Here is a 19,713-nt window from a genome sequence, read left to right as displayed (position 1 = left end):
GCATCCGGGCCGTCGCCCTTCGAGGCTCGCCGAAGAGGCGAGCACCTCAGGGTGACGGTCTACGATTTTCGAACGCTGCTACTTCCCCGTGAACACCGCCTTCCGTTTCTCGATGAACGCCTGCACCGCCTCCTTGTGATCGGCGGTCGTGGTGAGACGGATCAATCGCTCGGCTTCGTGATCGCGCGCCGTCTCGAAATCGAACAGCAGGGCCTCATCGAGACTGTCCTTCATGTAGCGCAGCGCCAGGCGCGGGCCTTCGGCGAGAGACTTTGCCAATGCGAATGCTTCGGTCTGCAGCTTGTCGTCGGGCACGACGCGGTTGACGAGCCCGATCGCCTCCGCGCGCGCCGCGTCGACGCGGTCGCCGGTGAACAGCAGCTCGCGCGCCCGTGCGGTGCCGACGAGGCGGGTGAGCAGCCAGGCGATGCCGTAGTCACCGCTCAGCGCGATGCGGGCATAGCCGGTGGCGACAAAGGCCGACTGCGCGGCGATGCGGATATCGCAGGCCATGGCAATCGCCAGCCCGGCGCCGACCGCAGGGCCGGGCAGGGCCGCGATGGTCGGCTTGCGCACCGAGACCAGCGCGCCGGTGAGCAGCCGCTGCCGCTCTTGGAGATCGGCGACCTTCTCGTCAAAGGACATTTCCAGCTTCTTCGGATCGCGATGCGCGCCCATGCCCTTGACGTTGCCGCCGGCGCAGAACGCCTCGCCCGCGCCGGTGATGAGCAGCGCGCCGACATCGGGACTCTCACCGCAGGTGCGGATCATGGTCCGCAGCGCCGGGGTCAGCGTGTCCGACAGCGAATTGCGCGCCTCCGGCCGGTTCAGCGTGATCACGGCGACGCGGTCGCGGATGACGCAGAGGAGTTCATTGGTGCCGGTGTCGATGGTCGTTTCCGTGGTCATTGATCCTCCCTTTATTTCTTCATTGCGAGCTCTCGTAGGGTGGGCAAAGCGAAGCGTGCCCACCATTGGTTCTTGAGTTCGAGATCGTGGGCACGGCGCTATGCGCCTTTACCCACCCTACGGCAGCTCGACTTCAAAACTTCTCCACCCAGGGCCGCAGCTCGAGCTCCCAGCTCCAGGCGCTGCGCGGCTGCTGCAACACGTTCCAGTAGCTCTCGGCGATGGCATCGGGATCCAGCATCGAATCCGGCTTGTCCGCTGCTTCCGTGCGTGTCGCACTGCGGATGCCGCCGTCGATCACGAAATGCGCGACATGGATGCCTTGCGGCGATAATTCGCGCGCCATGCTTTGTGCGAGGCCGCGCAGCGCGAACTTGCCCATCGCGAACGGCGCCGATTGCGCATAACCCTTGACGCTGGCCGAGGCTCCGGTGAACAGGATCGCGCCGTGCTGGTTCGGCACCATGCGCTTGGCGGCCTGCTGCGCCACCAGGAAGCCGCCATAGGCGCTGACCGCGATGGCATTCGCGACATCGGCCGGGACCAGGTCGACGAACGGCCCGCGCGAACGGCCAGAGGCGTTGTAAACGACGAGGTCGGGCGTGCCGATCTCGCGCTCGACCAGGCCAAACAGGCGCTCGACCTCCTCAGGCTCGGTGGCGTTGCAGGCATAGGCCTTCGCGCCGGTCTCGCTGCAGAGTGCGCCCAGCTTCTCGATCTTGCGCGCGGCCAGCGCGACGCGGATGCCTTGCTTTGACAGCAGCCGTGCCAGCGAGGCGCTCAGGCCTTCGCCGGCGCCGACGATGAGCGCGACCTTGTATTTCGGATGTTCCATGATGTGATCTCTCGGGGACGGGACGCCGTTGATCTAGGCATCCGCCGTGCGGACAGCCAGCCGGCCCCATCGGCCTGCCGATCACAATTCCGCAGAGCGAATTGCTCCTTCACGGCAATCATGCCTCCCTGACAATTTGCAGCTTTATCGCCTCTCGCGACGGGAGCATGATCGACATCATCTCAAGCGGCAAGCGATAAGAATTGCCGCCGGGCGGAAACGAAGAGGACGATCATGCACAAGCCGGTCATAGCGCAGCCGAAAAGTGCCGCGGCCGCACCTTCCGGCCTGCTGGCGCCCGACACCTCTGGCATGAATTTCTACCGTGCCGATCCGGCGCTGACGGACCTCCTGCGCATCCATCTGCCGGATAATCTGTTTCGCCACATCGAGCCGCATCTCGACCGCCTCGGCGAGCTCGCCGGCGGCCGTCTCGATGAATGCGCGCGGCTGGCCGATCGGCACACGCCGATATTACATCAGCGCGACAAGTTCGGCCGCGACGTGCAGTGGATCGAATATCACCCGGCCTATCGCGAGCTGGAGAACGCCGCCTTCGGCGAATTCGGCATCCACGCGCTGTCGAACGCCAAGGGCATCATGGGCTGGCCCGACAAATACCCCGTCGTTGCCAAGCATGCTTTCACGTTTCTGTTCAACCAGACCGAATTCGGCATGGGCTGCCCGATCAATGTGACCGATGGCTGCGCCAAATTGCTGTCGAATTTCGGCAGTGAGGCGCTGAAGGCAAAGTATCTCGATGGCCTGACTTCGACCGACATGAGCAAGCTGACGCAAGGCGGCCAATTCATGACGGAGAAGGAAGGCGGCTCCGACGTCGGCATGCTCACCACGCGCGCGGTGCAGGAGGGCGATCACTGGCGCCTCCACGGCGAGAAATGGTTCTGCTCGAATGCGGACGCCAAGGTCGTGATGCTGCTGGCGCGCCCGGAGGGCGCCGGCCCGGGCACGCGCGGCGTCGGCCTGTTCCTGATGCCGCGCTTGCTCGATGACGGGTCGCAGAACCACTACCGGATCGTGCGTCTGAAGGACAAGCTCGGCACCCGCTCGATGGCCTCGGGCGAGATCAAGCTCGAAGGCGCGATCGCCTATGCGGTCGGCAAGCTCGACCGCGGCTTCGTGCAGATGGCCGAGATGGTGAACTCGTCGCGGCTCTCCAATGGCGTCAAGTCGACCGCGCTGATGCGCCGCGCCTATCATGATGCGATGACGGTGGCGACGAACCGCGTCGTGTTCGGCAGCCGCATCATCGATCTGCCGCTCGGCCGTCGCCAGATGCTGAAGATCATGCTGCCGGTCGAGCAGGCGCTGTCGATGAGCTTTCTCACCGCAGACGCGCTCGACCGCGCCGAAGCCGGCAGCCAGGACGCGGCGGCGCTGCTGCGCATCCTGACGCCAACCTTGAAATTCCGCGCCACGCGCGATGCGCGAAAAGCCTGCGGCGATGCGCTCGAGATGCGCGGCGGCATCGGCTATATCGAGGAATTCGCTACGCCCCGCCTGCTGCGCGATGCGCATCTCGGCTCGGTCTGGGAAGGCACCGGCAACATCGTGGCGATCGATGCGCTGCGGCGTGCCGTTGGCCGCCACGGCGCGGAATCCGCGCTATCAGCCGATCTGCATGCGCGGCTCGATGACAGTGCCTCCGTGCCGCAGGCCTGGCGCGACAATCTGCGCGGCTTCGTCGATCGTGCGGTCCGCTTCGCGCGCGAGGTCGCCGGCAAGTCCGAGAACGAGGCCGAGGCGCGGCGCGCCACCAGCCTGCTCTATCATGTCGCCAGCGCAGTGGCGCTCGCCTGGGAGGCGCATCGCATCCACGACAGGCGCGGCGATGCGCGCCGGCTGCTGCTGTCGCGGCTGGTGATCGACCACCGGGTGACGCCGGGCGATCCGTTCCGGCTGACGGAAAATGCCACGCAGGCAAAGATCGCAGCGCTGCTGCTCGGCGATAGCTCAGCCGGAATGAGCGAGGTTGGCGAACTCGTTCTGGCAGCGTAGGCTGCGCGTCACGATCAAGCAAAAAACGCGATAGGGAGTGCTCGATGAAGGCCGCCGTCCTCTACGAAGTCAACAAGCCGCTCGTCATCGAGGATGTCAGCCTGCCGAAGCCCGGCCCGCGCGAGGTTCTGATCCGCACTGCTGTCGCTGGCCTCTGCCATTCGGACCTTCACTTCATGGAAGGCCTCTACCCGCATCCGCTGCCCGCCGTGCTCGGCCATGAGTCCGCCGGAATCGTCGAGCAGGTCGGCTCCGATGTGACCTATGTGAAGCCGGGCGACCACGTCGTCACCTGCCTCTCCGTGTTCTGCGGCACCTGCGACAATTGCACCACCGGCCGCACCGTGCTCTGCACCGACACCACGGTGAAGATGCTGCCGGGCGTCTCAGATCGGATGCAGTGGTCGAAACCCGAGAAGCTGCACCAGTTCCTCAATCTCTCGTCCTTCGCCGAGCAGATGCTCGTGCACGAGAATGCCATCGTCAAAATCCGCAAAGACATGCCGCTCGAGCTCGCTGCGCTGATCGGCTGCGGCGTCATCACCGGCTACGGCGCGGTGGTGAATACGGCGAAGGTCACGGCCGGAGAGACGGTCGCGGTCATCGGCTGCGGCGGCGTCGGCATGGCCGCGATCAACGGCGCGCAGATCGCCGGCGCCGGCCGCATCATCGCCATCGACACCAATCCGGCCAAGCTGCAGCTGGCGACCAAGCTGGGCGCGACCGACATCATCAACCCCGCCGACGGCGACGTGGTGAAGCAGGTGCGCGACCTCACCAATGGCGGCGTGCATCATTCCTTCGAGGTGCTCGGCCGCAAGGAGACCGCCGAGCAGGCGTTCGCCATGCTGGCCTCGGGCGGCACCGCCACCATCGTCGGCATGATCCCGTTCGGCCAGAAGATCGAGCTGCACGGTTTCGACTTCCTGAGGGAGCGGAAGATCCAGGGCTCGTCGATGGGCTCCAACCATTTCCGCGTCGACATGCCGCGCTTGGTCGATTTCTACCTGCGCGGCCGGCTGCACCTGGAGGACTGGATCTCGGCCAAGCTGAAGCTCAGCGAGATCAACGAGGGCTTCGCCAACATGAAGGCCGGCAAGACGCTGCGCAGCGTGATCGTGTTTGATAGCTAGGCGCTGGTGCTCGTCCGTGCCGCCCCAACACAGGTGTCATCGCCCGGCTTGACCGGGCGATCCAGTACGCTGCGGCGATGATTGTGTGACCCAATTTCCGCCTCGGCGTACTGGATGCCCCGGTCAAGCCGGGGCATGACAGTGGAGAGGAGGCGGGCAGTGCCCTCCTCACCGCGACACGTGTGCCGACACCGCCAGCCACGTCCCGTTCTTCTTGGCCCAGCAATCGGTATATCGCCCGGTCGCCTGCTGGCCGTCCGCCGTGGTGTAGCTCGTCGCCGCATGGATGATGGCGAAGTCGCCCATGATGCGGATGATGACGTCGAACGCGTGCAGATTGCGGATCGCGATCGGCCGCGCGGTTTGCTCGAGGAAGGCGGCGCGGTCGACCAGCGTCTTGTCGGGATTGGAGCAGTAAAACTCCGGCGCCAGAATCTCGTCGAAGCGCTTGACGTCGCAGTTCTGCACGGAAGCGACGTAGTCGCGGTTGAGCGCGGTGAGCTGTTCGAGGTCCTGGCTCATGGTGCTTCCTCCCTCCTTGTCATTCCGGGGCGCGAACCCGGAATCTCGATGTTATTTTACTCCGTCATTGCGACTAGTCCGTAGCCCGGATGGAGCACAGCGCAATCCGGGATCTTTGCCGCGGAAAGGCCGCCCCGGATTACGCTTCGCTCCATCCGGGCTACAGGCCTTTTGCGCAATGGCGAAGCCATCAATCGTCAAACATCTTCGGCGGCACGAACCCGCCGAACTCGCGCTCGATCAGCTCGGCGAGCTTCAGCGGCGTTCGATCTTCCAGCCACGGGCCGACGATCTGAACGCCGACCGGAAGTCCATCCGGCGCAAAACCCGTCGGGATCGCGGTCGAGGGCAGGCCGGGGAGCGTGGCGATGCCGGGCCAGGCGAGCTGGTCGGTATAGACGTGTTCCTTGTCGTCGATCTTGATTCGGCGCTGCTCCTGGTTCTCCGAGTGATCGTGGGGATAGGCCGGTGTCGGCATGATCGGGCAGATCACGGCATCGAACGTCTTGAACAGCTCGTGCCATTGCGCGCGCAGCCGTGTCCGGCTGCCGCGCGCTATCAGCCAGTCACGATGGCTGAGCGCGATGCCGCGCAGCCGTTCGGCCTGCAGGCTGTCGTTGCTGGCCGGCAGTGTGGATGCCGCCGCAACCGCGCCCGCATAGAATTCGGGCGTGAAGCTGGCGGCGAGGAACGACAGCAGCATCCGCATATAGAGCCGCGAGGACGCCGCGAAATCCGGCAGCAGCGGACTGTTGCGCTCGATCCTGACACCGGCCTTGGCAAGATTGTCGGCGAGCGTATTGATACTCCCGCGCACGACGGCGTCGGTCGGCAGCACCGGATCGGTATCGACCACGAGCACGCGGAAATCTTTCAGCGAGCTGTGGCGCGGCGCAGGCAGCTCGAGCCTGTAGGCCTTGCCGTTGTCGAGCGGGTCGGGCCCGGCCATGACGTCGAGCAACAAGGATAGATCGCCGGCGCTGCGCGCCATCGGGCCGACCACGGCAAGATCACGCTCATAGGCGAGGGGCGGAGCCGGCGGCGGCGTATGGCCGCGCGAGGGCAACAGATCGAAGGTCGGCTTGTGCGCGCAGACGCCGCAGTGAAAAGCGGGCACGCGCAGCGAGCCGCCGATATCCGAGCCGAGTGAAAGCGGGCCGTAACCCGCCGCCAGCGCCGCAGACGAGCCGCCGGACGAGCCCCCCGGCGTGCGGCCGAGATCGTAGGGATTGTTGGTGGTGCCGTAGATCTCGTTGTAGCTCTGCCAGTCCGCGAGGGCGAGCGGCACGTTGGTCTTGCCGAGAACGATGGTGCCGGCCTCCTTCACGCGCGTCACCGGCAGCGAGTCTTCCCTGGCAATGAAGTCCTTATGGGCGGGATTGCCCCAGGTCGTGGGCAGGCCGGCGATGTTGTAGGATTCCTTCACGGTCATCGGCAGGCCGAGCAGCGGCTTGCGCTCGCCGCGCGCCAGCGCCGCGTCAGCTGCGCGTGCCGCGTCGAGGGCGCGACCGAAATCCCGCACGCAGATCGCGTTGATCTTGCCGTCATGGCGCTCGATGCGGCCGATCGCATCCTGCGTGAGTTCAACGGCGGAGACCTTCTTCGCCGCCAATGCGGCCGACAGCTCGACCGCGCTCTTGAAACTCCATTCCGATTTCGCCACGACATGCTCCTGCGCTTCAACTGATGGATGATGCGCAGTTTTAGCCGATGCCGCAACCGACGTTTGATCGCGGTTGATCTGTCCTGACGATATCCCGGGCGCTATCCTGGCAGCATTCGCTGCATCACGCGGTCGCGATAGATGAAGATGTGCGCAAGCGCGGCGGCGACGTGAACGACGATGGTGACGAGCAGCGCCCATTCCATCGCCTGGTGAAAGCCGTCAATGGCACGCCCTGCGGCGGCGTTGTCGGACGCCAGCATCGGCAGCGGCACGAGATAGAAGAACGACACCGACCAGCCCCGGAAGGAGGCAAACAGCCAGCCCGAGATTGTCGTCGCCAGCACCAGCGCGTAGAGCAGCCAGTGCACGACCTCGGAGGTCAGGCGCTGCCAGGCGGGAAGAGAACTTTCGGGCGCGACCGGATGAGCGAGCCGCCAGACCAGGCGGAGAGCCGTCAGCACGAGGATCGCGATCCCGATCGAGACGTGAAACGTCATTCCGGCACCTGGGCTCATGCCGCGATGGATGTCCGGCATCAGCCAGCCGATCGGGTATTGCACGGCGAGCAGCGCGACGATGCACCAATGGAAGACCTTGGCAGGTGTGCCGTATTGCAAGTGGCGCATCATGGAGGACCTGGAGTTGCTGCTGCGCCGGTCAGGGCTGGAAGCCTCTTGTCGCAGCGTGGATGAGCGGATTGACCGGCCCGCTGCTCATGCGTGGGCACGGCTTCGACCGATGCCAGCAGCATCGATGCGCCGGCCAGGCTCGCGCGCGCGACAGTGCATGAACGACGTCGCATCATCATCGCCGCCTAGGCCGCCCCGATCAATATTCCCACGGCGAGCACGATCGCGCCGCCGAGCACGATCTGGAATACGGCCTGGAGGAACGGCGTGTCCATGTAGCGCGAGCGGATGAAGGCGATCGCCCACAATTCGAAGAACACGACGACGCCCGCGATTCCGGTGGCGATCCAGAACGCGTTGGCCCAGTGGTCGGGCACGAGATAAGGCGCGGTGTGACCGAGCCCGCCGAGCGTGGTCATCGCGCCGCAGGTAAGGCCGCGCAGCCATGGAGATCCGCGCCCCGTGAGCGAGCCGTCGTCGGACAGCGCTTCGGCAAAGCCCATGCTGATGCCGGCACCGATGGAGGCAGCAAGGCCGACCAGGAACGTCTGCCAGTTCTGGTGGGTGGCGAAGGCCGCGGCGAACAACGGCGCCAGTGTCGAGACCGAGCCGTCCATCAGGCCGGCGAGGCCCGGCTGCACATATTGCAGCACGAACATGCGGCGGTTGGTGCGGTCTTCTTCCGCGCGCACGTCGGAGCTCAGGATCTGGTCTGTCAGTTTCGCAGCGGTCTCTTCATGGCCTTTCTCCGCTTCCGCGAGATCGCCGAGCAGGCGGCGCACACCGACATCCTGGGCGTGTTCGGCGGCCTTCACGTAAAAGCGCTCGGCCTGCAATTCCATGGTCTCGACCTCCCTGCGGATGGTGTCGAGCGGCAGGTTCTTGGTGAGCCAAACCGGGCGGCGCTTCAGGAATCCCTTGACGTCCTCGCGGCGGATCGGCGGCAGATGCTGGCCGAAGCGCTGCTCATACATTTCCAGCAGCATGTGGCGGTGGCTGCGCTCCTCCTCGGCCATCTGCTCGAAGAGCTTGGCCGAATCCGGATAGCGCTCCTTGAGATCCTCGGCGAAGGTCATGTAGATGCGGCTATCCTCCTCTTCAGAGGAAATCGCGACCGCCAGCACTTCACGCTCGGTCAAATCGGCAAAATTCTTCACTGACTGCGCCTGATGTAGTTTAGAAGCATTCTAAACTGCTATAGGCTGCAATTCGTTCAGGGTCAATTCACGCGAGCCGCGCGAAGGCTTGGCATCCGAACGTCACAACGGTGCGTGGGTGCACGGAACCGGGTCCCGTCGTACAGGTTCGAATCTTTGGATGTGGGTGAAGGGGTGAATGATGGACAAGGTCAAATTTCGTCTGAATGATCCCCGGCTGGCGCCGCGCCGCACCAAGCTCGAAATCCCCGGATGGGCCGGCAAGCGCGAACCACGTGCGAACGGTTCGCGTGAGCAGGTCTGGCACTGCGTGCCCTTTTCCGAGGGCGCGCAATACGGCATCGAGCTGTTCTATCCCTATGATTTCGAGCTTCACGTCACGACCAGGGAGGGTCGCTTGATCCTCGAAGCCGATTGGGGCGAGCCGCCCGAAGGCGGCGCGGAATGGCCGCCGTTTCGCAAGTTCGGCGACGCCTTCTACACCTATCAGATCCTGCTCGATCTCAAGGTCGCAAAAGGCATGGCTGTTCGCACCGAGCCGCATCCGCGATTCTATGCCGATCCGACCGACACCGTGCCGATTGCCGTCCCCGCGCTGATCCGCAATTGGTGGCCGATGATGTTCTTTTGCGTGTTCAAGGCGCCGGCCGAGGGGCGAACCCATATCTTCCGACCCCACGAGCCGTTCGCGCAAATCATCGTCATTCCCGAGGAAGCGACCTTCGAGCTCGAGCCCATGGGCGAGGAGGAGGCGGCCGAGCGCGAGCTGCAGGCCCGCCGGATCTACACCAATCGGCCCAAGCTGGCGGCAGGCACCGAGTGGACGTCGTCGTCTGATACGGTATTCGACGGTACCTACCGGCACCTGCACCGCGCGGCCAAGGAGAAGGCTCGTAACGGGTAGGGCGGATGACCATTCCTGGACAGTGCTGCCCCCCTGCGATCTTGCCTATCTTTCCTGGTTTCCCGTCATCAAATGCAAACAGGACCCGCAGGTCCTGTTCATCTCCATCCTGGTATCGGCGACCTCAGTAGTAGTCGCGGCGATAGAAGCTGTGATGATGGTGGTGGTGATGGTGATGATGGTGGTGATAATACCGCCGATATCGCGGGACCACCACGACCGGCGCGTCGTAGTCGTAATAGCGCCGACGATAGAAGCTGTGGTGGTGATGGTGATGATGATGATGGTAGTAGAATTGAGCGAGCTGAACATTTTCGCTCGCTTTTGGCGGAGCCGCTTCATCGATCGCTTGCAGCAAGGCGCTCGCGTTCGCAATCGGCTCGAGCAGGTCCGCGTATGAATTCGCCTGGAGGACGTCCGTAGGCGCGGGCGCAGCCTGGGCGGCTCCTAGCGTTCCGAGCGCGGCCACGGCTCCCAATAGTCCGGCGATCTTCTTGTCCAATGTCGTTCTCCATGGTCGCCGGACCCAGCTCCGGTATGTCGCAACGTCAGATATTGCCGGATGTTCCCTGAACCGCCGATTAACGCCTTGTGGCGGGAGGGCGGCGTCGTTCAGCTTGCGGAGACTGCGGCGGCGCGGCGGAGGAATTGCAGCAGCAACCGGCCGACCTCCGCCGGCTGCTCTTGTTGCACCCAATGACCGGCACCGTCGACGAGATGGCAGCCGAGCAGCTTCGTGCAGCCGCGCCCCTGCATCGCCTCGAACGCACCGGGGCGCTGATAGGTGCCCCAATCCTGCTTGCCCGAGATGAAGCAGGACGGCACGTCGATGCTGCGCCCGGCGAACAGCAGCATCTCGTCGTTGAGCATGCCCGACGTGCCGTAGCGATACCATTGCAGCCCGCCCTGGAATCCGGTGCGGCCATATTCGGCGCTGTAAAAAGCAAGATCGCTGTCCGGCAGCCATGGGTTGGCGGCGATCGCATCGCGCGATGGCATCTCCTTCGCGACCGTCTCGGCCATGGTCTCGCCGAGATCCATCACATAATAGGTCGGCAGTTTTGCAAGCTCGTTCGCCGACCATGATTTCAGCGGATACGGCTTGTTGTCCGCCCAGTCCGCGCTCTTGTGATGATAATAGGCGCGCAGGAAATCATGCAGGCCTTGTGGCGCGTGCAGCATGTCGGCATTGGCCGCCCGTGTCGAATAGTACCATTGATAGTGGATGCGCGGGCGCGGCAGCGCGGCAAGCTCACGATGCACGGGATCTTCGACCGCAGGCTTCGCCGGCGCATCGACGGTGTTGAACGGCAGTGGCGGCGCACCGCCGAAGGGTGCGCTCATCAACGTCACCGAGCGAAACACGTCGGGCCGGATCAGCGCGCACCAGGCCGCGACCGGGCTGCCGAAATCATGCCCGGCGAGATCGACCTGCCTGTAGCCGAACGCCGATACGAGCGAGAGTGCATCGCGCACCAGATTAAGGAGCGAGAACGGCGCGAGATCGCCGTCGTAATCCGCGGTCCATCCGGTGGTGCGGCCATAGCCGCGCTGATCGGGTGCGAGCACGTGATAGCCGGCCGCGGCCAGCGCCGGCATCACCTTGCGCCAGGAGAAGGCGAGCTCGGGAAAGCCGTGCAGCAGCAGGATGCAGGGACGGCCCTTGGTCTCGAAGCCGGCCTCGAGCACATGCATGCGCAGCCCGTTGATGCCGTCGACATAACGCGAGCGGATGCCGGCGGGCAGGGGAATGTCGGGAAGTGATGTCATTGCTTCTCTCCATCCGGGCGGAATCGTAGGGTGGGCAAAGCGGAGCGTGCCCACGCATTTTTCGTGATCGAGAGAGATGGTGGGCACGGCGCAAGGACGCCTTTGCCCACCCTACGGCATCTCACTCCACCGCTGCACACACGAACGCGTTGCCCTTGCGCCTGATCTTCCCCACCGACGGCGAGGGGAAATGCGCGGTGCAGCACAGCGTGTCGGTGTCGCAATAACGCTCGAGGAAGCTGCGGCGCGTCGTGGCCGCCTTGGCCGGATCGACGTCGAACTTGATCGACAGCTCCGGATAAAGCGTTTGCAAGGGCGAGTGCATGAGATCGCCTGAAAACACCGCATCGTCCTTGCCGCGGCCCATCGTAACAGCGATGTGGCCCGGCGTATGGCCGGGCGTCGGCAGGATACGAACGTGGTCGCCGATCTGGTGATCGTTGCCGACCAGCTCGTGGCGCCTGGCTTCGACCACGGGCAGCACGCTGTCGACGAAGGGCGGGATCGCCGTCTTTGTATTCTGCTCGAACCAGTGATCGTATTCCTGCTTGGCGAAGAGGTAGCGCGCCCTGGGGAAGGTCGGCACCCAGCGGCCGTTCTCCAGCCGCGTGTTCCAGCCGACGTGATCGACATGCAGATGCGTGCACATCACGAAGTCGATGTCGTCGAGCGAGACGCCCGCGGCATTGAGCGCGCGCAAATACGTGTCGTCGGTCTTCATGTTCCATTTCGCGCGATTGGGGCGCGGCTTGTCGTTGCCGATGCAGCTGTCGATCAAGATGGTGTGGTGCGGCGTCTTCACCACATAGGACTGGAAGCACAGCAGCAGCACGTCCTGCTCATCCAGTGCTTTGGCCTGCCGCATCCACGCCCGGTTCTCGGCCAGGACCTCAGGCGTCAGTCCCGGCAGCATGTCCAGTGCCGGCACGAATGAAGTTTCCTGCTCGATGACGCGATGGATGGTGAGGTCGCCGACGGAAAATTTCAGGCTCATGAGGACTCCCGCGTTTTATGCGGCCGGCGGGACCGAGATCTTCACCGAGGGCCGCTCCAGCATCTTCTGGTGGAAGGCATCGAGCTTCGGATAGGCCTTGCGCCAGCCGCAATCGGCGAAGCGGAAGTCGGCATAGCCGAGCACGCAAACAAGGCCGATCTGCGAGATGTCGAACGGGCCGTTCAGCACCTCGGGCATGTTCTCGAAGCGCGCCATGCCGGTCCAAGCCCGGTTCCAATGGTCGTCCGACCACGCCTGCCATTGCAGGCCCTGCGGCCGTACCATCTTCTCGTAGCGGCACAGCAGCATGGAATCGAGCATGCCGTTGATGAGGGAGTGATTGGTCTTGGTCTTCCAGCGCCGCGGGCCGTAATCCGGGATCAGGCTGCCGCCGGCCATCTCGTTGAGATATTCGACGATGACGTAGGAATCCAGAATGACGTCGCCATCATTGGTGATCAGCACCGGCAGCTTCTTCAGCGGCGTGATCTTCGAATAGTCCTCGTTGGCCGTGCCCGGCGCGACTGTCGCCGGCATGAATTCGATCTTGTCGATCAGCCCGAGCTCGATCGCGGCGATGCGCACCTTGCGGGCAAAAGGGGAGGCGGCGGAGAAGGAGAGTTTCATTGTCGATGGCCTCTATCCAAACACACAGACCTCATCCTGAGGAGCGCGCCCCTTGGCGCGCGTCTCGAAGGATGGGCAACGGGCGGGACTCTCGCGTCACCCGGCGCGAACGCCGGGCGACCGTGCTTGTGGCGCATCCTTCGAGACGCGCGCTTTGCGCGCTCCTCAGGATGACGGGAGCGGCCCTACGCCGCCACGATCTCCTGGCGCTGCTCGCCGAGGCCTTCGATGCCGAGCGTGACGACGTCGCCGACATTGAGGAAGGTCGGCGGCTTCATGCCGAGGCCGACGCCGGGCGGGGTGCCGGTAGTGATGATGTCACCCGGCAGCAGCGTCATGAACTGCGAGACGTAGGAGACGCACTTGGCCATCGAGAAGATCATGGTCTTGGTCGAGCCGGTCTGGCGGCGCTGACCATTGACGTCGAGCCACATCGACAGGTTCTGCACGTCCTTGATCTCGTCCTTGGTGGCGAGCCAGGGGCCGAGCGGGCCGAACGTGTCGTGCGATTTGCCCTTGGTCCACTGACCCAGGCGCTCGATCTGGAAGTTGCGCTCGGAGACGTCGTTGCAGACGCAGTAGCCCGCGACGTAGTTCAGTGCGTCGGCTTCCGAGACGTATTTGGCGCGGGTGCCGATGATGGCGGCGATTTCGACCTCCCAGTCGAGCTTGGTCGAGCCGCGCGGCTTCTCGACGTTGTCGTTCGGGCCCGACAGCGAGGTGTTGGCCTTCATGAAGATGATCGGCTCGGTCGGAATGGCAGCGCCCGTCTCCTTGGCGTGGTCGCTGTAGTTGAGGCCGATCGCGACGAATTTCGAGATGCCGGTGACGGGTGCGCCGAAGCGCGGCTTGCCGGAGACGGCGGGCAGTGAGGCGGGGTCGATGGCAGCGAGCTTCTTCAGGGATTCCGGGGAATAGGCCTCGCCGGTGAGGTCCTTCAGATGGGCCGACAGGTCGCGCAACTGGCCGGATTTGTCGATCAGGCCGGGCTTTTCCGCACCCTTTTCGCCGTAACGAACAAGCTTCATTCTGGTTTCTCCCTTGGGATGGACTGATCGGTTGAACAGCTTCATGGAACAGCACGGCGGGAAATTCAACCGCCGAAAAGGGATGCATTGCAGCCCTTACTTTGTGGGGTGGTCCGGGATCGTAGGGTGGGTTAGCCCCGCAGATGCGCAAAGCGCATCTGCTCGGCGTAACCCACCAATTCTGCCTCTGCGGAAACAGAAGAGGCGGGTTACGCCCTCGACTGCGCTTCGCGCAGCCGCAGGCTAACCCACCCTACGAAGACGACGATCCCAGCGCCTCGAACCTGAACGCTTCCCCATCCCGTTTGATGTGCCCGGCGGAGAAATGCCCGCCAATCACCAGCGTCGGGGTGTCGGCAAAGCGCGAGAACACCTTGTGCCGGCTCGCGGCCGATTGAGCGGTGTCGGTGTCGACGACCGAACACCAGTCGAGATGCGCCATCTGGCAGGGGTGATGGGCGACATCGCCGCTGAGCAGCGCCTCTTCGCCGCCGGATTCGATCAGCACGCTCATATGCCCCGGGCTGTGGCCGGGCGTCGGGATAAGGCCGATCTCCTCACAGAGCCGGTGATCGCTCGGGATCAGCTCGGCCCGGCCCGCATCAACGATCGGCTTCACGGAATCGTTGAACACCGCGACCTTGTCCGGCTCGGCCGTATAGTCACGCCAATAGTCATATTCGGTCCTGCCGAACAGGTAGCGCGCCTTCGGGAAGGTCGGCACCCATTTGCCATCGACCAGCTTCGTATTCCAGCCGACATGATCGACATGCAGATGCGTGCACAGCACGGTGTCGATGCTGTCGGGCGGAAAGCCCGCTTCCGCCATCATCTCGACGAACGGCGTGTTGCGGTTATTCCAGACCGGGACGCCGCGGCCCTGCTTGTCGTTGCCAAGGCCGGTGTCGACCACGATGCGGCGCGCCGGCGTCTCCACCACCAGCGAATGGATCGACATTTTCAGCCGGCCTTCCTCGGTGGCGAAATGCGGGATCAGCCAGGGCAGCTTCCGGATTTCGTCATTGGTGGCGGCCGGCAGGATGAAGCGGGTCGAGCCGACCGTCTCCATTTCGACGATCTTGGTAATCTTGACCTGGCCGACCCTCCACCGCATCGGGCGTACCCCCATTTTCTCTGTTTGCCGCCGCAAGATGCACATTTTCCGCCGCCAAGCGCAATGGATCATCTGTCGTGATGTTGCGTTATGTGAGGAACCCGTCGAGATCCACAGGGGGAGCCCATGCCCGAGCTTGCCATTTCCGCCGACAAGGTCGCCTTCATCATCGAGAAGGCGCGCGAATTCGACGTCAAGGAATCCGGGTCCGATCCGGATTCCGGCTCCAACCCCACCGATGACGACGAGATCGACGTGCTCGAGGACAACAATTCCGATCCGGTCGCAGCCGAGCTCGCCAGCTTCATCCGGGCGCTGAACGAGGATGAGCAGGTCGACCTGGTCACGCTGATGTGGCTGGGCCGTGGCGACGGCGATGTCGAGGAGTGGGACGATTTGCGCGCCCGCGCGATCGAAGCGCGCAGCGAGTACAAGGCGCCACGCCGCGAGACGGTGCGCTATCTCCTGGGTGAGCCGATGCTGGGCGATCTGCTCGCCGACGGCATGGACGAGCTCGGCATCGACTGGAGCGATGAGCGGATCACGCCGGTATCGTAAGGCAAATCGCTTCGAGTTTGATCAGTCGAGCCGCGAGCTCGCTTCAACCTCTCCTTTGGAGAGGTTGAAGCACCACTGGCCTCACAGCGTTCCCGGGAACGCACCACCGTCGAGCAAAATGTTCTGGCCGGTGATGAAGCCGGCCTTGGCGCCGCAGAGGAAGGCGCAGGCGTAGCCGAACTCGTCGGGCTGGCCGAAGCGGCCGGCGGGGTTGAGTTTTGCCCGCTCGGCCAGGATCGCTTGAGGCGTCGTGCCGCGCTTGTCGGCCTCGGCCTTGGCGGTGCCGGTCAGGCGATCGGTCTCGAACGGGCCCGGCAACAGGCCGTTGATGGTGACGTTGTTGATCACGGTCTTGCGCGACAGGCCGGCGATGAACCCGGTGAGGCCGGCGCGCGCGCCGTTGGAGAGGCCGAGAATGTCGATCGGCGCCTTCACTGCGGCCGAGGTGATGTTGACGATGCGGCCGAACTTGCGCGCCATCATGCCGTCGACAGTCGCCTTGATCAGCTCGATCGGCGTCAGCATGTTGGCGTCGATCGCCTTGATCCAGTCGTCGCGGGTCCAGTTGCGGAAATCGCCGGGTGGCGGGCCGCCGGCATTGTTGATCAGGATATCAGGCTCGGGGCAGGCCTTGAGCACGGCTTCGCGCCCCGCAGGCGTCGTGATGTCGCCGACGATCTCGGTGACCTTCACGTCTGGATAGGCCTTCCGGATCTCGTCGGCCGTCTTCTTCAGCGCATCAGCGCCGCGCGCGGTCAGCGTGACGTCGACGCCGGCTTCGGCCAGCGAGAAGGCGCAAGCGCGCCCCAGGCCTTTGCTGGATGCGCAGACGATGGCGCGGCGACCTTTGATCCCAAGATCCACTGTTTCACTCCCGAAAAATAGCAAGCAGGTTTTGGATGGCCGGCACTCTAGCCAACATCAGGGCCGCTGATAAGGGAAATGCCGGCGTCAAAATGCATGGCGCCGGCTGCGGCGATGCACTAGATGCGCCGCTCCTGCTTGAGGCGGTCGATCGCCTCGGCGGCCTCCGGCGGCAGCGACTTGAACCCCATCTGCCCGACCGCCGAGAACAGCGGCCGCAGATGCGAGTCGGCAAGGAAGGGCGGCTGGTGGTTGGCCGGCACGATCTGGTCGAATACCAGCACAAGTGTGGTGGCGACGAGCCCCACCCTGATGGCGCCGAGCGCAGCCCCGCCAAGGCGGTCGCCGATCCCGGCGTCGCGGATGGTGTCGCTCAGCGCGAGGTGGCCGATATGGCCGAACAGCATGCCGACGACGATGAAGATGCCGAAGAAGCAGATCGAGTTTTGAACGAGCGGCGCGTTCGGATTGCCGGCGACCTGCGGCACGATCAGCGGCATCAGTGCGACAGCGATGGGGGCGGCGAGCAGATAAGCGAGGATGGTCATGGCGCTGCCGATCAGGCCGGTCCTGAAGCCGAAGCCGATGGCAATTGCGAGCGCCGCATAGACCGCGAGATCGAAACTGTTCATGAGCGAAACCCTGCCAATGGAACGTATGAACGCCAAACCGATCGTTCCGGTTTCAGATCGCTAAAATCGTCCGTATTTTTTGTGGCTCCGGCGGCTGAGGAGTGTTGTTCGTTTCAGGTTTATTTGGGGTCAGTCAAGAAAATGTCTTAGGCGTCGTCCCGGCCTGGCGCGCAATTGCGCACGGGGGCCGGGACGCCGGCGGAGATTGCGGGCTTCGCTCTACCGCATCTCTCCCTTGATCATATCCGCCGCTTTCTCCCCGATCATAATGGTTGGTGCATTGGTGTTGCCGCCGATCAGCGTCGGCATGATCGAGGCATCGACGATGCGCAAGCCGTCCACGCCATGCACCTTCAGCTTCGGATCGACCACGGCCATCGCATCCGTGCCCATCTTGCAGGTGCCGACCGGGTGATAGACGGTGTCGACGCGATTGCGCAAAACGTTGCGGATGTCGTCGTCGGTGCGGACATCCGCCGTGAACATGTCCTTCTTCTGCAGCGCGCGCAGCGCGGGCGTCTCCATCAGGCGCCGCGTGGTCTTGAAGCCTGCGACCATCGCCTCGAGATCCTCCGCCTCGCCCAAGAAGTTTGGATCGATCATCGGTGCAGCGAGTGGGTCGGCGCTTTTCAGCCAAACGCTGCCGCGGCTCTTCGGCCTGAGCAGGCAGACGTGGCATGAGAAACCTGGCTCCTTGTGCTTCTTGCGGCCGTGATCGTCGAGCATCGCGATGACGAAGTGGAGCTGAATGTCAGGCGCGTCGAGGTGGGCCTGCGTCTTCAGGAAGCCGCCGCATTCGGCGAAATTGGTGGTCATCAGGCCACGTCTCTCCTTGCGGTACTGCTGGATGCCGCGGAGCAGGGATGGCAACCGACCGAGCGAGGCGTGAACGAAATGCGGGTAGTCGGAGGCGTAGACGAACACGAAATCCGGATGGTCCTGCAGATTGCGGCCGACGCCCGGCAGATGTCTGATGACGCCGATGCCGTGCTTGCCCAGCGCTTCGCCATCGCCAATACCCGACAGCATCAAGAGTTGCGGCGATTGGAACGCGCCGGAGGCGAGGATGACCTCGCGGCGCGCGCGCAGCTGCTTCTTTTGCTTGCCCTGCACATATTCGACGCCGACCGCACGCCCACCTTCGAACAGAATGCGCGTTGCGTGCGCCCCGGTCTCGACGCGCAGATTGCTGCTGATGTCCAGATGGGGATTCACATAGGCCCGCGCCGCGCTCCAGCGCTCGCCCCTGTGCTGCGTCACCTGATAGCTGCCGAGGCCTTCTTGATCCTCTGCGTTGAAGTCCTCGCGGATGCGGAACTGCGCCTCGCGCGCGGCCTGATGAAAGATCTCATGGATCGGATTGTCCGAGCGCAGCCTGTTGACATGCAGCGGGCCGCCCTTGCCGTGATATTCGCCGTCGAAGTCGGAATTGTTTTCCGAGCGCTTGAAATAGGGCAGCACGTCCGCGTACGACCAGCCTTGATTGCCGAGCGAGGCCCAGTGGTCGTAGTCCGATTTGTGGCCGCGGATATAGACCATGGCATTGATCGCCGAGGAGCCGCCGAGGCCCTTGCCGCGCGGCTGATAGCCGATGCGGCCGTTCAAGCCCTTCTGGGGCACCGTATCGAAGGCCCAATTGGCCGTCTTGTACGGCAAAGCGAGCCCGAATGGCGTGGTGATCCGCCAGCTGTCGTTGCGCCCGCCGGCATCGAGCAGCGCCACTGACGTCGCCGCATCCTCCGACAGCCGCCCCGCCACCGCGCAACCGCCGGAGCCGGCGCCCACCACGATGAAATCGAATGCGTCAGTCATTGATGATTCCCCCCTTGCACTTTCTTCTCGTCATTTCGGAGCGCGACGAAGTCGCGAGCCCCGGAATGACCGATCACTACGACATGAACCGCATCATTCTCTCCAGCCGCGCGACCTTGCCGCCCTAGGGGAACCGTCCATGCCACTCCTCCCCTTCAGGCGTTTCGCCGCCGTTTTGTTGCGGCAAGCTGGCGGTTTGTGGAACTTCTGGCAAGTGTGCGGCAAATCGGCCGGAATCCGCGCCCGTTAGCTGTCATAAAGTCGAAAAAAACGTCACCGCAGCCCTTTCCAAAGACGGTCCGGGTTGGTACATACCCCCCGCACCCGACGGGCTTGGCCCCGGGGTTGCCTTCCAGGGAAGCCTTCGGGACGGGAGAAGCAAGCCACGCGCACCGCGTTGGCCCTCAATCCACCGTCCCCGGCATTTTGACGAAGGCGCGCAACGGTTTAACGCGGGGTGGAGCAGCCCGGTAGCTCGTCAGGCTCATAACCTGAAGGTCATAGGTTCAAATCCTATCCCCGCAACCAAATTCGGACTTC

Annotated in this window: 19 protein-coding genes and 1 tRNA gene; 5 read left to right on the top strand and 15 right to left on the bottom strand. The window is 64.0% G+C overall.

Annotated elements, in window-relative coordinates; all coding sequences use genetic code 11:
• Positions 1-78 precede the first annotated feature (78 nt).
• A complete protein-coding gene (locus XH98_RS08490) occupies positions 79-909 on the bottom strand; it encodes an enoyl-CoA hydratase (protein WP_271618350.1) in 831 nt (276 codons plus the stop codon).
• A 133-nt stretch (positions 910-1,042) separates the two neighbouring features.
• On the bottom strand, positions 1,043-1,744 hold the full coding sequence (locus tag XH98_RS08485; RefSeq protein WP_271618349.1) for an SDR family NAD(P)-dependent oxidoreductase: 702 nt from the start codon (positions 1,742-1,744) through the stop codon (positions 1,043-1,045).
• Positions 1,745-1,978: 234 nt separating this feature from the next.
• On the opposite strand from XH98_RS08485, the gene XH98_RS08480 reads away from it, so the two are divergent.
• Both XH98_RS08480 and XH98_RS08475 read left to right on the top strand, forming a co-directional pair.
• The gene (locus XH98_RS08480) at positions 1,979-3,763 is read left to right on the top strand and encodes an acyl-CoA dehydrogenase family protein (RefSeq protein WP_271618348.1); all 1,785 of its coding nucleotides are present in this window, start codon (positions 1,979-1,981) and stop codon (positions 3,761-3,763) included.
• A gap of 44 nt (positions 3,764-3,807) precedes the next feature.
• Positions 3,808-4,896 carry a Zn-dependent alcohol dehydrogenase gene (locus XH98_RS08475; protein WP_271599147.1) on the top strand — a complete coding sequence of 363 codons (1,089 nt, stop codon included), beginning with the start codon at positions 3,808-3,810 and terminating at the stop codon, positions 4,894-4,896.
• Positions 4,897-5,064: 168 nt separating this feature from the next.
• Here the strand turns inward: XH98_RS08475 and XH98_RS08470 are convergent, their stop codons facing one another.
• The 4 genes from XH98_RS08470 to mbfA all read right to left on the bottom strand — a co-directional run bounded on the left by XH98_RS08470 (position 5,065) and on the right by mbfA (position 8,870).
• The gene (locus tag XH98_RS08470) at positions 5,065-5,418 is read right to left on the bottom strand and encodes a nuclear transport factor 2 family protein (RefSeq protein ID WP_271599148.1); all 354 of its coding nucleotides are present in this window, start codon (positions 5,416-5,418) and stop codon (positions 5,065-5,067) included.
• 190 nt (positions 5,419-5,608) lie between these two features.
• Positions 5,609-7,081 carry an amidase gene (locus tag XH98_RS08465; protein WP_271618347.1) on the bottom strand — a complete coding sequence of 491 codons (1,473 nt, stop codon included), beginning with the start codon at positions 7,079-7,081 and terminating at the stop codon, positions 5,609-5,611.
• 101 nt (positions 7,082-7,182) lie between these two features.
• Positions 7,183-7,713, bottom strand: a complete 531-nt coding sequence (locus XH98_RS08460; protein ID WP_271618346.1) for a cytochrome b — start codon at positions 7,711-7,713, stop codon at positions 7,183-7,185.
• Between the two features lie 185 nt (positions 7,714-7,898).
• Positions 7,899-8,870 (bottom strand): iron exporter MbfA, encoded by a 972-nt coding sequence (gene mbfA / locus XH98_RS08455; RefSeq protein WP_057746251.1) that lies wholly within the window; start codon positions 8,868-8,870, stop codon positions 7,899-7,901.
• Positions 8,871-9,051: 181 nt separating this feature from the next.
• On the opposite strand from mbfA, the gene XH98_RS08450 reads away from it, so the two are divergent.
• The gene (locus XH98_RS08450) at positions 9,052-9,774 is read left to right on the top strand and encodes a hypothetical protein (RefSeq protein WP_271618345.1); all 723 of its coding nucleotides are present in this window, start codon (positions 9,052-9,054) and stop codon (positions 9,772-9,774) included.
• Between the two features lie 124 nt (positions 9,775-9,898).
• Here the strand turns inward: XH98_RS08450 and XH98_RS08445 are convergent, their stop codons facing one another.
• The 6 genes from XH98_RS08445 to XH98_RS08420 form a co-directional block, all read right to left on the bottom strand.
• Positions 9,899-10,276, bottom strand: a complete 378-nt coding sequence (locus XH98_RS08445) for a hypothetical protein (protein WP_271599151.1) — start codon at positions 10,274-10,276, stop codon at positions 9,899-9,901.
• Positions 10,277-10,386: 110 nt separating this feature from the next.
• Positions 10,387-11,544 (bottom strand): alpha/beta hydrolase, encoded by a 1,158-nt coding sequence (locus XH98_RS08440; protein ID WP_271618344.1) that lies wholly within the window; start codon positions 11,542-11,544, stop codon positions 10,387-10,389.
• Between the two features lie 121 nt (positions 11,545-11,665).
• A complete protein-coding gene (locus XH98_RS08435) occupies positions 11,666-12,538 on the bottom strand; it encodes an MBL fold metallo-hydrolase (protein WP_271618343.1) in 873 nt (290 codons plus the stop codon).
• 15 nt (positions 12,539-12,553) lie between these two features.
• Positions 12,554-13,165: a glutathione S-transferase family protein gene (locus XH98_RS08430; RefSeq protein ID WP_220005511.1), complete on the bottom strand. Its 612-nt coding sequence runs from the start codon at positions 13,163-13,165 to the stop codon at positions 12,554-12,556.
• Positions 13,166-13,350: 185 nt separating this feature from the next.
• The gene (locus XH98_RS08425) at positions 13,351-14,193 is read right to left on the bottom strand and encodes a fumarylacetoacetate hydrolase family protein (protein WP_057746856.1); all 843 of its coding nucleotides are present in this window, start codon (positions 14,191-14,193) and stop codon (positions 13,351-13,353) included.
• Between the two features lie 253 nt (positions 14,194-14,446).
• Positions 14,447-15,307 carry an MBL fold metallo-hydrolase gene (locus XH98_RS08420; RefSeq protein WP_271618342.1) on the bottom strand — a complete coding sequence of 287 codons (861 nt, stop codon included), beginning with the start codon at positions 15,305-15,307 and terminating at the stop codon, positions 14,447-14,449.
• A 126-nt stretch (positions 15,308-15,433) separates the two neighbouring features.
• Between XH98_RS08420 and XH98_RS08415 the strand changes: the two genes are divergently transcribed.
• On the top strand, positions 15,434-15,865 hold the full coding sequence (locus XH98_RS08415; protein ID WP_271599156.1) for a DUF3775 domain-containing protein: 432 nt from the start codon (positions 15,434-15,436) through the stop codon (positions 15,863-15,865).
• A gap of 81 nt (positions 15,866-15,946) precedes the next feature.
• On the opposite strand, the gene XH98_RS08410 is transcribed toward XH98_RS08415, so the two are convergent.
• From XH98_RS08410 to XH98_RS08400, 3 genes are all read right to left on the bottom strand, one after another.
• Positions 15,947-16,729, bottom strand: coding sequence for an SDR family oxidoreductase (locus XH98_RS08410; protein WP_057746273.1), 783 nt, complete (start codon positions 16,727-16,729; stop codon positions 15,947-15,949).
• Positions 16,730-16,848: 119 nt separating this feature from the next.
• Positions 16,849-17,361, bottom strand: coding sequence for a CvpA family protein (locus XH98_RS08405; RefSeq protein ID WP_271599157.1), 513 nt, complete (start codon positions 17,359-17,361; stop codon positions 16,849-16,851).
• Positions 17,362-17,580: 219 nt separating this feature from the next.
• Entirely contained in the window at positions 17,581-19,173 is a 1,593-nt protein-coding gene (locus XH98_RS08400) for a GMC family oxidoreductase (protein ID WP_271618341.1), read from the bottom strand.
• Between the two features lie 451 nt (positions 19,174-19,624).
• Here XH98_RS08400 and XH98_RS08395 point away from each other — a divergent pair.
• Positions 19,625-19,701, top strand: a tRNA-Met gene (locus XH98_RS08395).
• Positions 19,702-19,713 lie beyond the last annotated feature (12 nt).

Source organism: Bradyrhizobium sp. CCBAU 51745 (assembly GCF_028128715.1).
Lineage (GTDB): Bacteria > Pseudomonadota > Alphaproteobacteria > Rhizobiales > Xanthobacteraceae > Bradyrhizobium > Bradyrhizobium manausense.
The sequence above is the reverse complement of the archived record's forward strand: the minus strand, read 5'-3'. Positions and strand labels throughout refer to the sequence as shown.

Excerpts from the sequence above, each read along its gene's own strand:
- XH98_RS08490 (WP_271618350.1), bottom strand. The coding sequence starts at position 909 with ATGACCACGGAAACGACCATCGACACCGGCACCAATGAACTCCTCTGC.
- XH98_RS08485 (WP_271618349.1), bottom strand. The coding sequence starts at position 1,744 with ATGGAACATCCGAAATACAAGGTCGCGCTCATCGTCGGCGCCGGCGAA.
- XH98_RS08480 (WP_271618348.1), top strand. The coding sequence starts at position 1,979 with ATGCACAAGCCGGTCATAGCGCAGCCGAAAAGTGCCGCGGCCGCACCT.
- XH98_RS08475 (WP_271599147.1), top strand. The coding sequence starts at position 3,808 with ATGAAGGCCGCCGTCCTCTACGAAGTCAACAAGCCGCTCGTCATCGAG.
- XH98_RS08470 (WP_271599148.1), bottom strand. The coding sequence starts at position 5,418 with ATGAGCCAGGACCTCGAACAGCTCACCGCGCTCAACCGCGACTACGTC.
- XH98_RS08460 (WP_271618346.1), bottom strand. The coding sequence starts at position 7,713 with ATGATGCGCCACTTGCAATACGGCACACCTGCCAAGGTCTTCCATTGG.
- XH98_RS08450 (WP_271618345.1), top strand. The coding sequence starts at position 9,052 with ATGGACAAGGTCAAATTTCGTCTGAATGATCCCCGGCTGGCGCCGCGC.
- XH98_RS08440 (WP_271618344.1), bottom strand. The coding sequence starts at position 11,544 with ATGACATCACTTCCCGACATTCCCCTGCCCGCCGGCATCCGCTCGCGT.
- XH98_RS08435 (WP_271618343.1), bottom strand. The coding sequence starts at position 12,538 with ATGAGCCTGAAATTTTCCGTCGGCGACCTCACCATCCATCGCGTCATC.
- XH98_RS08430 (WP_220005511.1), bottom strand. The coding sequence starts at position 13,165 with ATGAAACTCTCCTTCTCCGCCGCCTCCCCTTTTGCCCGCAAGGTGCGC.
- XH98_RS08425 (WP_057746856.1), bottom strand. The coding sequence starts at position 14,193 with ATGAAGCTTGTTCGTTACGGCGAAAAGGGTGCGGAAAAGCCCGGCCTG.
- XH98_RS08420 (WP_271618342.1), bottom strand. The coding sequence starts at position 15,307 with ATGCGGTGGAGGGTCGGCCAGGTCAAGATTACCAAGATCGTCGAAATG.
- XH98_RS08415 (WP_271599156.1), top strand. The coding sequence starts at position 15,434 with ATGCCCGAGCTTGCCATTTCCGCCGACAAGGTCGCCTTCATCATCGAG.
- XH98_RS08405 (WP_271599157.1), bottom strand. The coding sequence starts at position 17,361 with ATGAACAGTTTCGATCTCGCGGTCTATGCGGCGCTCGCAATTGCCATC.
- XH98_RS08400 (WP_271618341.1), bottom strand. The coding sequence starts at position 19,173 with ATGACTGACGCATTCGATTTCATCGTGGTGGGCGCCGGCTCCGGCGGT.